A 14,024-nucleotide genomic window follows, 5' to 3' on the forward strand; every position below is an offset into this window, starting at 1 on the left:
GCCGGCCCGCCCGTACGCCGCCACACCGCCCAGAAAGGCAACCCGATGACGGTCACGACCGACGGCACCACGGCCGGCGCGGCACTCCCCGACGGCCGCGAGCCGACCCTCGACGCAGGGCGCACCCCCCTGCTGGAGGTCCCCGGCGCGGACTTCGAGACGCTGTCCGGCCCGGCGGTCAGGGACCTGGTCGCCCGGCACGGCGCCCTGCTCGTACGGGGCCTCGGCCTGAACGCCCCCGCGGACCTGGCGCGGGCCGCGCGGTGGCTCGGTGTGACGGCGATGACCGAGCGCGAGGGCTTCACCAGCCGCACCGACCACGGCGACGGCGTCTACTCCGCCTCCCAGTGGCCGGCCGACGAACCGATGTGCATGCACCACGAGTTGAGCTACGCCGTCGAGGTGCCCTCGCTCGCCCTCTTCGGCTGCCTGACCGCGCCCGCCTCCGGCGGCGCCACCGCGGTCGCCGACGCCCGGACGCTGCTGCGCACCCTGCCCGCCGGCCTCGTCGAGCGCTTCGAGCGCGAGGGCTGGCTGCTGGACCGCGACTACCGCGAGGTGGGCGTCAGCCGGCTCGAAGCCTTCGGCTCCGAGGACCGTGCCGAGGCGGACGCGTACTGCGCAGGACACGCCATCGCGCACGAGTGGCTGGCGGACGGCGCGCTGCGCACCCGCCAGCGGCGGGCCGCGGTGGTGGCCCACCCCGTCACCGGCGAGCGCCTGTGGTTCAACCAGATCGCGTTCCTCAACGAGCTGACCCTGGACCCGGCCGTCCGGGAGTACCTGACCTCCTTCTACGGTCCCGGCGCGCTGCCCTTCAACACCCGCTTCGGCGACGGCGAGGCCATCACCGAGGACGTCATCGAGACCATCAACGCCGCCTACACCGCGGCCACGTCACGGGAACCCTGGCAGACCGGCGACCTGCTGGTCGTCGACAACCTGCGAATGGCGCACAGCCGCGAGGCGTACCAGGGCGACCGCGAGGTCGTGGCGCTCTTCGGCGACCCGGTGCGCCTCACCGGCCACGTACGCACCGACGTACCCGCCCGCCCCACGGCCGTCTGACCGTCCACCCCGCACTTCTCCACGGAGTTCTTCATGTCCCAGCAGCACCCGGCGCCCTCCTTTGCGGTGATACCCGGCTCACAGGTCAGCCAGGTTCTCGACGGCCGCGGCCAGGAGGTGGTGGACCTGATCGAGACCGCCTACCGCCTGCACGGTGAGGGCGACACCGTCAACCCGCCCTCGTACTTCCTGCGCTTCCCCGAGAAGCCCTCCTCGCGCATCATCGCGCTGCCCGCCTCCATCGGCGGCCGGGTGCGCACCGACGGAGTGAAGTGGATCTCCAGCTTCCCGGAGAACGTGGCGGCCGGCATCCCCCGGGCGTCCGCCGTCCTCATCCTCAACGACCACGAGACCGGCTACCCGTTCGCCTGTCTGGAGAGCTCCATCATCAGCGCGGTGCGCACCGCCGCCTCCGCCGCGCTGGCCGCCGACCGGATCGGCGCCACCCGCACCCGCCCGGCCCGGATCGGCTTCTTCGGCGTCGGCCTCATCGCCCGCTTCATCCACCGCCTGCTGCGCGAGACCGGCTGGACCTTCGACGAGGTCGGCGTGCACGACCTGTCCGCCGAGCACGCGGCCGGTTTCACCGCGTACCTCGACCAGTCCGGTGAGACCGGCAGCATCACCGTCCACGACACCCCCGAGGACCTGATCCGCTCCTCGGACCTGGTCGTCTTCGCCACCATCGCCGGCACCCCGCACATCACCGACCCGGGCCTGTTCGCCCACAACCCGCTGGTGCTGCACGTCTCGTTGCGCGACCTCGCGCCCGAGGTCGTGCTGACCGGCACCAACATCGTCGACGACGTCGAGCACTGCCTGAAGGCCAACACCTCTCTCCACCTGGCCGAACAGCAGCTGGGCCACCGCGACTTCGTCCACGGCACGCTCCACGACGTGCTGACCGGGAAGCTGAGCCCGGCCGCCGACCGCCCGGTGTTCTTCTCCCCCTTCGGCCTGGGCGTCCTCGATCTCGCACTCGGCAAGCACGTCTACGACGCGGTCCGCGCGCTGGGGCAGCTGAACGTCGTCGACGACTTCTTCCATGAGATGCAGCGCTACGGCTGACGCAGTCCACCGCATCAACGCCCGGCCAGGCAGGGAGGTCTCGTGCCGATCATTTCGGCCCCCCACGAGTTCAACGAGGAAGACCTGTACGTCGACCTCGACGCGGTGCTCGGCATCCCGCTGCACCTGAAGTGCGAGGGGTTCAACTTCACCGGCTCCGTCAAGCAGAAGGCCGCCGTCGCCATGGTGGAGGCCGCGGAGGAGTCGGGAGCGCTCACCCCCGGATCGATCCTGGTGGAGTCCTCCTCCGGGAACCTGGGCGTCGCCCTCAGCGTCATCGCGGCCAGCAAGGGATACGGCCTCGTCTGTGTCACCGACTCGCGCTGCAACCTCGCCTCCAAACGGCTGATGGAGGCCTTCGGCGCCGTGGTGCACACCGTCACCGAACCGGCACACGAGGGCGGATTCCTGGCCGCGCGCATCGCACACGTCCAGGCGCTGTGCGAGCAGGACGAGCGGTACGTCTGGCTCAACCAGTACACCAACCACGCCAACTGGCAGGCCCACCACCGCCACACCGCGCCCGCCGTCGCCCGCAGCCACCCCGGCCTGGACGTCCTGTTCGTCGGCGCCGGCACCACCGGAACGCTGATGGGCTGCGCCCGCTGGTTCAAGGAGCACCGCCCCGCCGTCCGCGTGGTCGCCGTGGACAGCGTCGGCTCGGTCACCTTCGGCCACCCGCCGGCCCCCCGCATGATCCCGGGCCTGGGCACCGGAGTGCGCCCGCCGCTGCTGGACGAGTCCTTCATCGACGACGTGGTGATGGTGCCCGAGCCCGACACCCTCCGCATGTGCCACCGGCTCGCCGCCCGCGGCTTCCTGTTCGGCGGCTCCACCGGAACGGTGGTCAGCGGTGCCGCCCGCTGGCTGGCCGGGCAGGCCGGCGGCGAGCGGCGCGAAGCCGTGGCGATCGCCCCCGACCTGGGGGAGCGCTACCTGGACACCGTCTATCTCACCAACTGGGCGCAGGGCGTCTACGGCCCCGGCGTGCTCGATGCCGAGGCCGATGCTGTCGCCGATGCCGAGCCCGCATCCCTCCCGTTGACCTCGCTGTCCTAGCCGGGCCGCCCGCCCCGCGACAGCCGAGCACCACAAGAACCCGGAAAGAGGCGCACGACAATGAGCACCAACCCGTTCGAGGACAACGACGCCCGCTACCTCGCCCTCATCAACGACGAGGGGCAGTACTCCCTGTGGCCCGTCTTCGCCGATGTGCCGGCCGGCTGGCGCGCCGCCCGCGAGGAGGGCAGCCGCGAGGAAATCCTCGCCTTCATCTCCGAGCAGTGGACCGACATGCGCCCGCTGAGCCTGGTCCGCGCCATGGAGGGCACCGGCTGACCGCGCTACGCCGCCGCCGGCCCGCGACGGCAGCCGTCGGGGCCCGTACACATACACGTTCCACCAGAAGGTGAAGCTCGATGACTGTGGTACTGGAGACCGGCGCACAGGCGACGGTCGTGACGATAGCGGGCGACGACGCCACGCAGACCGATGTGGTCGCCCGACGGCTGCGCGGGGCCGCGGACGGCAAGGTCGACAGCCACGAGTGGGTCGCCGCCGCCCGCAGGGAGTGGAACGAGCTGCCCTCCGGGCTGCGCGCGCCACTGGGTGAGTTCCGCAGGGACTCCGGCCCCACCGGCGTCCTGCTGATCCGCGGCCTGCCCGTGGGCGGCGCGACCCTGCCCGCGACCCCGTCCACCGCCCACTCGGTGCAGCAGGAGGCCAGCATCTCCGCGGCGGTCCTGATGATGGTCGCCTGCGGACTCGGCGACCCCGCCGCGTTCCGCCCGGAGAAGACCGGCGCGCTGGTCCAGGACGTGGTCCCGGTCCCCGGCAAGGAGGACTTCCAGGGCAATGCCGGCTCGGTCCTGCTGACCTTCCACACCGAGAACGCCTTCCACCCGCACCGGCCCGACTACGTCATGCTGCTGTGCCTGCGCGCCGACCACGAAAGGGTCGCCGGGCTGCGCACCGCGGGCATCCGGCCGGCACTGCCGCTGCTGAGCGAGCAGACCCAGGAGGTCCTGCGCAGCGCGGAGTTCCGTACCGCCCCGCCGCCGTCCTTCGGCGGCTCGGACGGCGGGCACACCGAGCCGCAGCCGGTCCTGACCGGCGCGCCCGACGACCCCGACCTGTGCGTCGACTTCGCCGCCACCGAACCGCTCACCCCGCGCGCGGCCCAGGCGATGGCCGAACTCCAGGACGCGTTCGACCGGACCTCCCTGAGCACCGTGCTCGCCCCCGGCGACCTGGCGATCGTCGACAACCGCATCACCACGCACGGCCGTTCGGCCTTCATCCCGCGCTACGACGGCAAGGACCGCTGGCTGCAGCGCACCTTCGTCCTCAACGACCTGCGCCGCTCCCGCGGCCTGCGGGTGCAGGACGGCTACGTCCTCGACTGAGCAGCCGCCCGGCACCGCCCGCCGGCTGCCGCCCGCCGCGAGCGGCAGGCGGCAGGCGGCCGGCGCGAACCACTACGGAAAGAACCAGGACCTCATGACTCCTGCCATCCTGATCGAGGATCTGGCCAAGAGCTACGGCGGCAAGCCGGTGGTCAGGGGGGTGAGCCTCGAGGTGCCCGCCGGCCATGTGCTCGGACTGCTCGGCCCCAACGGTGCGGGCAAGACCACCACGGTCAAAATGGTCTCCACCCTGATCAAGCCCGACAGCGGGCGGGCCCTGGTGTGCGGCCACGACGTGGTGCGCCAGGCCCGCGAGGTCCGCGCGCTGATCGGGCTCACCGGCCAGTACGCCTCGGTGGACGAGGACATCTCCGGCCGGGAGAACCTCTACGTCATCTCCCGGCTGTTCAACCTCCCCCGCCGCACCGCCAGGGCGCGGGCCGACGAGATGCTGGAGCGCTTCGGCCTCACCGAGGCCGGCGCGCGGCCGGTCGGCGGCTACTCCGGCGGCATGCGCCGCCGCCTCGACCTGGCCGCCAGCCTGGTGGGCGACCCCCGGGTGCTGTGCCTGGACGAGCCGACCACCGGACTCGACCCGCACAGCCGCAACGCCCTGTGGGCCGAGGTACGCCGGCTGGCCGGCCAGGGCACCACGGTGCTGCTCACCACCCAGTACATGGAGGAGGCCGAGGCACTGGCCGACTCCCTGGTCGTCATCGACCGCGGCCAGGTCATCGCCCGCGGCCGGACCGAGGAGCTGCGCTCGCGCCTGGGCGGCCAGGTGCTGTGCGTCCGGCCCGAGCGGGTGGGGGACGCGGCCGCGCTGCGGCGGGCCCTGGAGATCCAGGGGCACCCCACCGCCGCGCCCGAGGAGGAGACCGGGCAGATCCGGCTGCCGCTGTCCGGCGACGGCGCCCAGCTGAGCGAGGTCGTCAAGGCGGTGGGGCAGACCGGTATCCCGCTCTCCGGGCTGACGGTGCACATGCCCAGCCTGGACGAGGTATTCCTGACGCTGACCGGGGCCGGCCGGGCCCCGCAGGCGCAGGCCGGAGCACTGGCGGCGAGGAGCGCGGCATGAGTTCACCGACCATCGCCCGGGGCGCCACGACACGGACCGCCCAGGGGCGGGGAGTGCGCCCGCTGGTGCGCCACTCGCTGGCGCTCAGCCGCCGCAACCTGCGCAAGGCGGCGGCCAGTCCGGGCCAGATCATCGACGCCACCCTGATGCCGGTGACGCTGTCGCTGGTCTTCATCTACGGCTTCGGCGGCGCGATCGCCGGAGACAGCGCGCAGTACCGTCAGTACCTGATGCCCGGCATCATGGCACTGACCCTCACCACCACCTGCCGTACCTCGGGCATCGCCTTGAACATGGACTTCGCCAGTGGGGTGATGGACCGCTACCGGTCGATGCCGGTGGCCCGCTCGGCGGTGCTCATCGGCCGTATCCTCGCCGACGCGGTCCGCGTCCTGGCCGGTCTGCTGATGGTCCTGGCCTTCGGCTTCGTGATCGGCTTCCGGGTGCACACCTCCGTCGCCGCCACGCTCGCTGCGCTCGGTGTGCTGCTGCTGTACGGGGTCGCCCTGTGCCTGCTGCAGGCATTCATCGGTCTGGCCGCACGGGGCATGGAGACCGTGCAGAGCGTGAGCACGCTGGCGATGGTGCCGCTGCAGTTCGGCAGTTCCATCTTCGTCGCCCCGGACACCATGCCGTCCTGGCTCCGGGTCTTCGTCGAGAACAACCCCATGACCATGGTCGTGGACGCCGCCCGCAATCTGCTGGTCGGCGGCCCGGTCGCCCACTCGGCGACGATGGCCGTGGCGTGGAGCGCCGGATTCATCGCGGTCTTCACACCGCTGTGCGTGGCGAAGTACCGGACGCGCGCCTGACGGCGACGGCGCCGGCAAGGGCCGGTGGAAGGGGCTCAGCCGCCTTCCACCGGCCCTTGCCGATGCGGCTCAGACGGCCTGGACGCTGCGGATGTAGAAGAGCATCCCCCAGCTCTCGCTGGCCCGGTACGTCGCGCCCGGCTCGACCACGGCGTCCGCCGTCCCCTGGCAGTCGGTGCCGACGAAGACCTTGACCTTGCGGTCGGTCTTGTTGGTGACCAGGAGCCGGCCGTCGTTGTACCCGTTGGAGACGTTGTAGCACTTGCCGTTCTCCGGGTTGGAGACGTTCCGTTCGCCGTTGTACATGTGGACGTCTATGACGCCGGTGGCCGCCTGCGCGGCGCCGCTGCCGGCGAGCAGCGCGGCCGCGGACAGGGCAGCAAGGACAGGAGCGCGGAAAAGGCTCTTGCGCATGGGGTTTCCTTCGACTGATCGGTCGGCTTGAGCACTCGGGATCCGAGGCCGCTCGCCACCGTAGTCAGAGCCGTTATTTCCACGTTATTTCGCGATTGTCGCCAAGTAGGCTCCATTCGAAGGAAGTTGGGGCGAAGATGCGGAGTGTCATGGGTGGGGGAGGTGTCTCTCAGGTGGGAACCAAAGGGGCGGTTTGCGGCTCTCATCCCTTGAGTCGCGCCTACGTTGGGAGACCGAGGAATGAGTCCACGTACGGGAAACGGTCATTCAGTGCGGCGCACGGCGGTGGCCGGGGCGGTGGTCGCGGGCTTCGTGGCGGTATCGGCGTGCGGCACGGACGGCACACCGACCTCCGTCGGCGCACGTGCCTCGAGCCCGGCCGGAGAGCGTCCCGCGGCCTTGCCCGGCTTCAGGAAGGCCTATGAGGCGGGGTACAGGACAGGTCAGAAGCTCTATGACGTGGGTGGCAAAGGGGCCGCGGTGCGCGAGGTGGTGGGGGGTGGCTGTGCCCGTCGTGCCCTTGACGCGGGAGCCAAGGCCGACCAGGACCGCGGGGCCTGGGTGAAGGGCTGTCATGACGGGGTCGGTGGCGTCCCGCGGCACCCTCCGGCCCACCCCCTGGCCCAGCGGGAGCCGAATCCGCGGCTCCTCAAAGACTTCCGGGCCTGGGTGCGGCGGGCCGAGGGTGATACAGCGACCGCCCGTCACGCCGGCCGTGTCTGCACCGTCGAACTCATCGGCCCCGACTATGACGTTGAAGTGTCCACCGACTACCGCTCACGGGCCAAGGCCGAAGAGTTCGCCGCCACCTTCGCACGGTGGTGGGACACGGACGACGGGCCCGGGGTGGCGAGGAACCTCGTCATTCTCGATGCTCGCGACCGGCGCATCGCCACCAGGCGACTGTGAAGACGGACGTCATGTGTCACACAGCGGACACGGGCACGGACCGGAACGGTCTACCGCTGTCGCCGGGCATCTCCGGCGTCATACCTGAGAGCTACCCGTGCAGTGAGCTCTTGAGGGTGACGCGCGAAGGGGACGCGAGAAATACCGTCTTGACTGTCATCGAAGTGAGCAGGAAGGCGGGTCTCGTGCGAGCATCCGTGGTGCGCCGCGCGTTCGCGGTGTGCGTCGCCGCCGGCGCGATGGTCTTCTCCGTCGCCGCGGCCTCCGGTTCGGCGGCCGGCGCCATGCCCGGCCCGCCGCGGCTGTCCGCCGTTCAGGCGGACACCCTGGCCGCGCGGTACCGGGCAAACCACGACTTCATCGAGCGGTCCGAGCGCGCCGCCCGCCGGATGGGCGACAGCTCCAGGGCCGGGCATCTGGCCGAACTCGCCGCGCACGGACGGACGTTCCTCTCCTTCGCCACCCGCGATGACGGCCTGGCCGTGGAGGTGCTGGGCGACCTGGCACACGCGGACCGGGTGGTCGTGGTGGTGCCCGGTTCGGACACCACCATCGACACCTTCGACGAGCTGGGTACCCGTCAGGCCGCACTGGCCGGCGGGGCCCGTGCGGTGCGGGCGGAGATGCGACGGCTCGCCCCGGACACCGATGTCGCCGTGGTGGGCTGGCTCGGCTATCACGCCCCGCGCACCCTCAGCCGGGATGTGGTCACCACCGCCCGTGCCCGGGCGGGCGGAAGGCAACTGCGCGCGTTCATCGGGGAGTTGAAGAGGGTCAACCCGGCCGCGCCGGTCACCCTCATATGTCACTCCTACGGCTCGGCGGTCTGCGGCAGTGCCGTTGCGAGCCCGGCGGACACGGCCGCTCCGATGGACAACCTCGCCGGGATCGCCGCCGTCGGCAGCCCCGGTATGGGCCTTCGGTCCGTCTCCGACCTCGCCGTGCGGGTGCCGGTGTGGGCGGGCCGGGGCGCGCAAGACTGGATCGCCGGTGTGCCGCACACCAGCGTGCGCGTCCCCGGCGCGACGATCGGGTTCGGTACGGACCCGGTCAGCCGCACCTTCGGGGCCCGTGCGTTCGACGCGGGCCGAGGCGGCCACAGTGACTACTTCAAGCCCGGCGGTCTCGCCGTGCGCAACCTCGCGATGATCGGTCTCGGCCGCGGTGCGGAGGTGTCCCATGGCTGACCTCCAGACACGCTCCACGGTGCGGCCGGCCCCTCCGGCGCGACCGGTCACCGACGCCAAACCGGCCACCGCCCCCGTCCGCACCGCCCCTGCCCGTACGTCCCCGGCCCGCACGGCCCTCGACCGGCTGCACGCGGCGGTCCTGCGGATCGACGCGGCCACCCCGGACGGGCGGGACCGGGCCCTCGACGTGCTGCGGGTCCTGGCGGTCACCGGTGTGGTGCTGGGGCACTGGCTGGTCAGCGCGGTGGCCCTGCGCGCGGACGGCCATCTGCTGGGCGACAGCCCGCTGGCCCATATGCCCGGGCTGACCCCGCTGTCGTGGGTACTCCAGCCGCTGGCGGTCTTCTTCCTCGTCGGCGGGCGGGTCGCGGCCCAGGGCTACGACTGCGCGCGGGGGCGCGGTGTCGGCTACGGCGCCTGGCTGCGGCAGCGGCTGCGCCGGCTGGCCGGTCCGGTGGGTGCCCTGCTGGGGATGTGGCTGCTGGTGCTGGCCGGGCTGGTCGTGGCCGATACCGCCCACGAGACGATCCACACCCTGCTCAACCTCGTGCTCTCCCCGCTCTGGTTCCTGCTGGTCTTCGCCCTGCTGACGGCCCTCACCCCGCTGGTGCGCCGGGCGGGCGCGACGGCGGCGGTCCTGGGCGGCGGCTATGTGGTGGCGACGGACGGCGCCCGGATGGTGTTCGGTGACGTCGGCTGGGTCGACGCGGCCCGTCAAGGCAATGTCCTCGCGGGCTGGTTGGTCCCCTTCGCCCTGGGCGCGGCCTGGGCCGCGGGCGGGTTCGCCCGGCGCCGGTACGCCGTCGTGCTGCTGGCCGCCGGTGCCGTGAGCACGGCAGGGCTGATCCTGTGGTGCGGCTACCCCGCGAGCATGGTCGGTGTCCCCGGTTCGCGGATCTCCAACCTCAACCCCCTCACCCTGGCCGCCGTCACCTTCGGTCTGGCGCAGTGCGGTGCCGCGATGCTGCTGTGCGGTCCGCTGCGGCGCCTGGTGGGAAGGCCCTCACCCCTGGCCTCGCCCGCCGTGCCGGGGAAGGAACTGCGGGCCCGTCCGGGGCAATTCGCCTGGGCAGGAGTGACCGTGATAAACCTTTCGGCGATCACGATCTTTCTCTGGCATCAGACGGCCATGCTCACGGTCACGGTGACCTCCCTCGGAACGGGGCGGCCGTTGTTCGGATTGCACACCAATCCCGATCACCCGCTGTGGGCGCTGGCCCGCATCGGCTGGGTACCGGTATTCGCGATCGTGCTCGTGGTGCTGTGCATCGCCTTCCGTGAGGCGGAGAACACGTCCCGGACCGGGCGCGGGCGTACCGCTCGCACGCCATCGGGCCGGCCCGTCTGAACGTCACGGAAGCGGCCGGAGCGGCCCTTCCGGTATTCCTTGGAGGAGCAATGGAAGCACTCTCTCTCGATTCGCTGCGCACCCTGTACACCAAGTACGAGGCCGACTTGAGGAAGGTCAAGGACGCTCAGCGCAGTCTCCTGAGGGAGCGCGGCAAGGCCATGAAGGCTCAGCTGGACGACGTGGAGGCGGAGATCTCCTACATGCGGCTGCGGGAGCTGCGGCCCGCGAAGGTGGTGGAGATCGGCACCTTCTACGGCTGGTCCACCATCTGGCAGCTGAGCGCGCTGCGCGACAACGGCACCGGCCATCTGTACTCGTTCGACATCGTGGACCACGTGGTGCGCAACGTGCCGGGTGAACTGACCGGCCAGTGGACCTTCACCAAGGGCGATGTCCGCGAGAACCTGGACAGCATTCCGAGGGATGTCGACTACCTCTTCATCGACGCCGACCACGGTGCGCGCTTCGCCCGCTGGTACATAGAGAACCTGTTCCCGGCCGTGCCCGGCGGCACGCCCACCAGCGTGCACGACGTCTACCACGGGCGCCGCCCCAAGCCGTTCAGCGAGGGCTCCGTCATCGTCAAGTGGCTGGCCGAGAACAACGTGGAGTTCTTCACGCCGTCCCCGGCCAAGTCCCCGGCGGAGTACGCGGAGATAGCCGAGATCAAGAAGGGCCTCGGGCTGGACGAGCCGGTGCGCGACAGCCGGCACAACCCCATGATCTTCTTCGACCTGCCCAGCCTGTAACCCCTGGTCCACCTCCCTGCGGCGCCCATCCCCCGCGCCCCGCGCCGCCCCGTGCGGCGCGGGGCGGGGCGCCGCCCTCTCGGAGGCGCACAGAGGTTTCAGGCCACTACGGCCATACCGAGGGACGGAGACGTCAAGAAAGAGTCAACCTACGGTCGGATCCGGACAGATCTGCCGCGCACCACAACCATCCCATACCGGGCCCCGGAGTCGACCGGCGACGATTCGCGTGGTGACGACCACTGGGTACCTGGCGGAATGTGTGTTCCGTTTTACCCGCCTAAAGGTGGGATCGGCGAAACATTTCGGCCACTCCCGCGATCTTGGCGCAGATTCTGCTCTAAGGTGACTCGGCCGTACGTTCGGTGCGGCTGGAGGCATGGGGGGTATGCCGTGGGGGAGCGGTCACACGCTGACTGGGTTGCATTTACCTTGCTGGGGTCGCTGTCGGCGAGAGTCGGCGACCAGGCCGTCGCCATCGGAGGGCCCCGGCAGCGGGTCATCGTGGCCGCACTGGCCCTGGCCTGGGGACGAGTGGTATCCGTCGACGCGCTGATCGACGCGGTCTGGGGCGATGAGCCGCCGGCCTCGGCGCGCACCCAAGTGGCCATCTGTGTGGGCGCCCTGCGCAAGGCGTTCAGGGCCGCCGGGCATCAGGCCCCGGTGATCGTGACCGCCCACCCCGGGTACCGCCTGAACACCGAGTGCAGCTCCCTCGACGTCCGCGAGTTCGAGAAGCTGGTGGCCGAAGGGGGCGACCGAGTCCGCAAAGGCTCCCTGGAGGACGCCAGCCGGCTCTACCGGCAGGCCCTGGACCTCTGGAGCGGCCGGCCGCTGATCGGCGTGGGCGGGCAGCTTGCCGAGGACGCGGAGACGCGCCTGGAGGCCAAGCGGCTGGCGGCGTACGAAGCATGGACCGGCGTCGAACTCGAACTCGGCCGTCACCAAGAACTCATCCCGGTGCTGTCCGCCGTGGTGAACGACTACCCCCAGCACGAACAGTTCCGGCACAACCTGATGCTGGCCCAGTTCCGGTCCGGGCGGCGGGTCGAGGCCGCCGAGGGCTTCCGCGTCTGGCGGAACGAACTCGTCGAGGAGCTGGGCCTGGAGCCGAGCCTGTCGATCCAGCAGCTGCACCACGCCATCCTGCGCGACGAGCCCGGACCGGACCGTCCCGAGGAGACCGAGCGCCCGGCGGCCGCACCGGCCGCCCGGACCGTTCCGGCCGAACTCCCGCCGGACGTGCCCGCCTTCACCGGCCGGGAGGCGGAGCTGCGGCGGCTGGACGCCCTGCTGGCCGACGACGCCCCCAGGACGGTGCCGGCCACCGGCTTCGTCACGGGCATGGCCGGTGTCGGCAAGACCAGCCTCGTGGTGCACTGGGCGCACCGCGTCGCCGCGCGCTTCCCCGACGGGCAGCTCCATGTGGACGTCTCCGCACACGAGCGGGGGCCGGGTCCCGCCACGGCCCACGCCGTGCTCTGGCGCCTGTTGCGGTCCCTGGGCCTGCCCGGCGAACAGATCCCCGACGATCCCGGGGAGCGGCTCTCGCTCCACCGCTCGCTGCTCGCCGAGCGCCGCGTCCTGGTGCTGCTGGACAACGTCCGCACCGTCGACCAGGTCCAGTCGCTGCTGCCCAGCAGCGGCCGCAGCTGTGTCGTGGTGACCAGCAGGGAGCAACAGGAGCACATGGCGGCGCTCCACGGGATGCTCCACATCCCCCTCGGTCTGATGCCCGCCCAGGAGGCGTCCGCGCTGGTCCGCCGGGTCGCGGGCGAGGCGCGCGGGGCCGCCGACCTCGCGGCCGTGGACACCCTGTGCGCCCTGTGCGACGGACTGCCCCTGGCGCTGCGGATCGCCGCCACCCGCCTGGCCGCCAAACCGCACTGGTCCGTCCGCCACCTGGTCGACCGCCTCGCCGAGGAGCCGCGGCGGCTGGACGAACTCAGCGCGGGCGGCCTGGAGATGCGCTCCGTCTTCGCCGCTACCTACCGCGCCCTGCCCGTGGACCTGGCCCGGATGTTCCGCAGGCTCTCCTTGCTGGACGTGCCGGACTTCGCCGCCTGGGTCGGCGGCGCCCTGCTCGACCTGCCCACCACCGAGGCCGAAAAGCTCATCGAGCAGCTGGTCGATGTCAACCTGCTCACCGTCGTCGGTGTCGACGACGCCGGCGCCGTCCGCTACGGCTTCCACAGCCTGCTGAAGCTGTACGCGCGGGAGCGGGCGCGAGCGGAGGACCCGGAGAGGGAGCGGCGGGCGGCCCGTGAGCGTGCCTGGCAGGGCTGGCTCACCCTCGCCGGCGAGGCGCACCGGCGGGAGTTCGGCGACGCCTTCACCGTGCTGCTCGGCACCACCCCGCGCCGCCCCCTCGAACCGGCCCTGGCCAGGGGGCTGCTGGAGTCCCCGCTCGCCTGGTTCGACGCCGAGCGGGCCTCGGTGGTCGCCGTGGTGCGGCAGGTCTCCCGGCTCGGCGCGGACGAACTCGCCTGGGAACTGGTGATGTCCACCGCGGCACTCTTCGAGGCCCGTAACGCCTGCGACGACTGGCGGGCGGTCACCGAGAGCGCCCTGGTGGCCGTGCGGCGGGCCGGGAACCGCCGCGGCGAGGCGGCCATGACCCTGGAGCTGGCCTCGGTGGAGATGCGCCGGCACCGCTACGACCGCGCCAAGGACCTGCTCAGGACCGCGTTCCGCCTCTTCACCGACCTCGGCGAGACCTACGGCCGGGCGCTGGCCCTGTGCGGGATGGCCGCGCTCGACCGGGTCGGGGACGACCTGCTCCCCGCGGTGGGCCGCCCAGGGCAGCTGCCTGCCGCGCTCGGCACGGGGGAGGCCCGTAGGGCCGCCGGGCCGGTCGACCATGCTTCCGCCCTGCTGCTCCAATCCCTGGCGATCGCCTGACGGGCCGGCGGCGTCGCGCCGATCGCCCGCGGGGGCGGCCCGTCGTGGGGCCGCCCCCTGCCACGCCCCGGTGACATCA

At 71.8% G+C, this 14,024-nt stretch carries 13 protein-coding genes; 12 read left to right on the forward strand and 1 reads right to left on the reverse strand.

The features are described from left to right. Nucleotides 1-45 precede the first annotated feature (45 nt). The 7 genes from CFW40_RS28310 to CFW40_RS28340 all read left to right on the forward strand — a co-directional run bounded on the left by CFW40_RS28310 (nucleotide 46) and on the right by CFW40_RS28340 (nucleotide 6,431). Nucleotides 46-1,068, forward strand: coding sequence for a TauD/TfdA family dioxygenase (locus CFW40_RS28310; RefSeq protein ID WP_088800669.1), 1,023 nt, complete (start codon nucleotides 46-48; stop codon nucleotides 1,066-1,068). 33 nt (nucleotides 1,069-1,101) lie between these two features. Next, nucleotides 1,102-2,136: a 2,3-diaminopropionate biosynthesis protein SbnB gene (sbnB, locus tag CFW40_RS28315; protein ID WP_088800670.1), complete on the forward strand. Its 1,035-nt coding sequence runs from the start codon at nucleotides 1,102-1,104 to the stop codon at nucleotides 2,134-2,136. Between the two features lie 42 nt (nucleotides 2,137-2,178). Then, entirely contained in the window at nucleotides 2,179-3,195 is a 1,017-nt protein-coding gene (gene sbnA / locus CFW40_RS28320; RefSeq protein ID WP_088800671.1) for a 2,3-diaminopropionate biosynthesis protein SbnA, read from the forward strand. A 60-nt stretch (nucleotides 3,196-3,255) separates the two neighbouring features. Continuing rightward, nucleotides 3,256-3,474 (forward strand): MbtH family protein, encoded by a 219-nt coding sequence (locus tag CFW40_RS28325; RefSeq protein ID WP_088800672.1) that lies wholly within the window; start codon nucleotides 3,256-3,258, stop codon nucleotides 3,472-3,474. Nucleotides 3,475-3,554: 80 nt separating this feature from the next. Continuing rightward, nucleotides 3,555-4,541, forward strand: coding sequence for a clavaminate synthase family protein (locus CFW40_RS28330; RefSeq protein ID WP_088800673.1), 987 nt, complete (start codon nucleotides 3,555-3,557; stop codon nucleotides 4,539-4,541). 94 nt (nucleotides 4,542-4,635) lie between these two features. Then, nucleotides 4,636-5,619, forward strand: coding sequence for an ATP-binding cassette domain-containing protein (locus tag CFW40_RS28335; protein WP_088800674.1), 984 nt, complete (start codon nucleotides 4,636-4,638; stop codon nucleotides 5,617-5,619). Further along, nucleotides 5,616-6,431 (forward strand): ABC transporter permease, encoded by an 816-nt coding sequence (locus tag CFW40_RS28340; protein ID WP_088800675.1) that lies wholly within the window; start codon nucleotides 5,616-5,618, stop codon nucleotides 6,429-6,431. The genes CFW40_RS28335 and CFW40_RS28340 overlap by 4 nt, the downstream gene beginning before the upstream one ends. A gap of 69 nt (nucleotides 6,432-6,500) precedes the next feature. Here CFW40_RS28340 and CFW40_RS28345 read toward each other — a convergent pair whose 3' ends face one another. After that, nucleotides 6,501-6,845: a hypothetical protein gene (locus CFW40_RS28345; RefSeq protein ID WP_088800676.1), complete on the reverse strand. Its 345-nt coding sequence runs from the start codon at nucleotides 6,843-6,845 to the stop codon at nucleotides 6,501-6,503. 459 nt (nucleotides 6,846-7,304) lie between these two features. On the opposite strand from CFW40_RS28345, the gene CFW40_RS28350 reads away from it, so the two are divergent. The 5 genes from CFW40_RS28350 to CFW40_RS28370 all read left to right on the forward strand — a co-directional run bounded on the left by CFW40_RS28350 (nucleotide 7,305) and on the right by CFW40_RS28370 (nucleotide 13,945). Next, complete coding sequence (locus CFW40_RS28350) at nucleotides 7,305-7,754, forward strand: hypothetical protein (RefSeq protein WP_143046327.1); 450 nt, start codon at nucleotides 7,305-7,307, stop codon at nucleotides 7,752-7,754. A 185-nt stretch (nucleotides 7,755-7,939) separates the two neighbouring features. After that, complete coding sequence (locus CFW40_RS28355) at nucleotides 7,940-8,941, forward strand: alpha/beta hydrolase (RefSeq protein ID WP_256331247.1); 1,002 nt, start codon at nucleotides 7,940-7,942, stop codon at nucleotides 8,939-8,941. Next, nucleotides 8,934-10,292: an acyltransferase gene (locus tag CFW40_RS28360; RefSeq protein ID WP_088800678.1), complete on the forward strand. Its 1,359-nt coding sequence runs from the start codon at nucleotides 8,934-8,936 to the stop codon at nucleotides 10,290-10,292. The genes CFW40_RS28355 and CFW40_RS28360 overlap by 8 nt, the downstream gene beginning before the upstream one ends. Before the next feature lie 50 nt (nucleotides 10,293-10,342). Continuing rightward, nucleotides 10,343-11,044, forward strand: a complete 702-nt coding sequence (locus CFW40_RS28365) for a class I SAM-dependent methyltransferase (RefSeq protein ID WP_088800679.1) — start codon at nucleotides 10,343-10,345, stop codon at nucleotides 11,042-11,044. 432 nt (nucleotides 11,045-11,476) lie between these two features. Then, nucleotides 11,477-13,945 carry an AfsR/SARP family transcriptional regulator gene (locus CFW40_RS28370; RefSeq protein ID WP_256331246.1) on the forward strand — a complete coding sequence of 823 codons (2,469 nt, stop codon included), beginning with the start codon at nucleotides 11,477-11,479 and terminating at the stop codon, nucleotides 13,943-13,945. Nucleotides 13,946-14,024 lie beyond the last annotated feature (79 nt).

Origin of the sequence: Streptomyces sp. 2114.4 (genome assembly GCF_900187385.1) — a bacterium.
Taxonomy (GTDB): Bacteria; Actinomycetota; Actinomycetes; order Streptomycetales; family Streptomycetaceae; genus Streptomyces; species Streptomyces mooreae.

Bases quoted from the DNA above. Each gene is read 5' to 3' on its own strand.
- CFW40_RS28345 (WP_088800676.1), bottom strand. From the start codon at position 6,845: ATGCGCAAGAGCCTTTTCCGCGCTCCTGTCCTTGCTGCCCTGTCCGCG.
- sbnB (WP_088800670.1), top strand. From the start codon at position 1,102: ATGTCCCAGCAGCACCCGGCGCCCTCCTTTGCGGTGATACCCGGCTCA.
- CFW40_RS28310 (WP_088800669.1), top strand. From the start codon at position 46: ATGACGGTCACGACCGACGGCACCACGGCCGGCGCGGCACTCCCCGAC.
- CFW40_RS28365 (WP_088800679.1), top strand. From the start codon at position 10,343: ATGGAAGCACTCTCTCTCGATTCGCTGCGCACCCTGTACACCAAGTAC.
- CFW40_RS28330 (WP_088800673.1), top strand. From the start codon at position 3,555: ATGACTGTGGTACTGGAGACCGGCGCACAGGCGACGGTCGTGACGATA.
- CFW40_RS28340 (WP_088800675.1), top strand. From the start codon at position 5,616: ATGAGTTCACCGACCATCGCCCGGGGCGCCACGACACGGACCGCCCAG.
- CFW40_RS28325 (WP_088800672.1), top strand. From the start codon at position 3,256: ATGAGCACCAACCCGTTCGAGGACAACGACGCCCGCTACCTCGCCCTC.
- CFW40_RS28335 (WP_088800674.1), top strand. From the start codon at position 4,636: ATGACTCCTGCCATCCTGATCGAGGATCTGGCCAAGAGCTACGGCGGC.
- CFW40_RS28360 (WP_088800678.1), top strand. From the start codon at position 8,934: ATGGCTGACCTCCAGACACGCTCCACGGTGCGGCCGGCCCCTCCGGCG.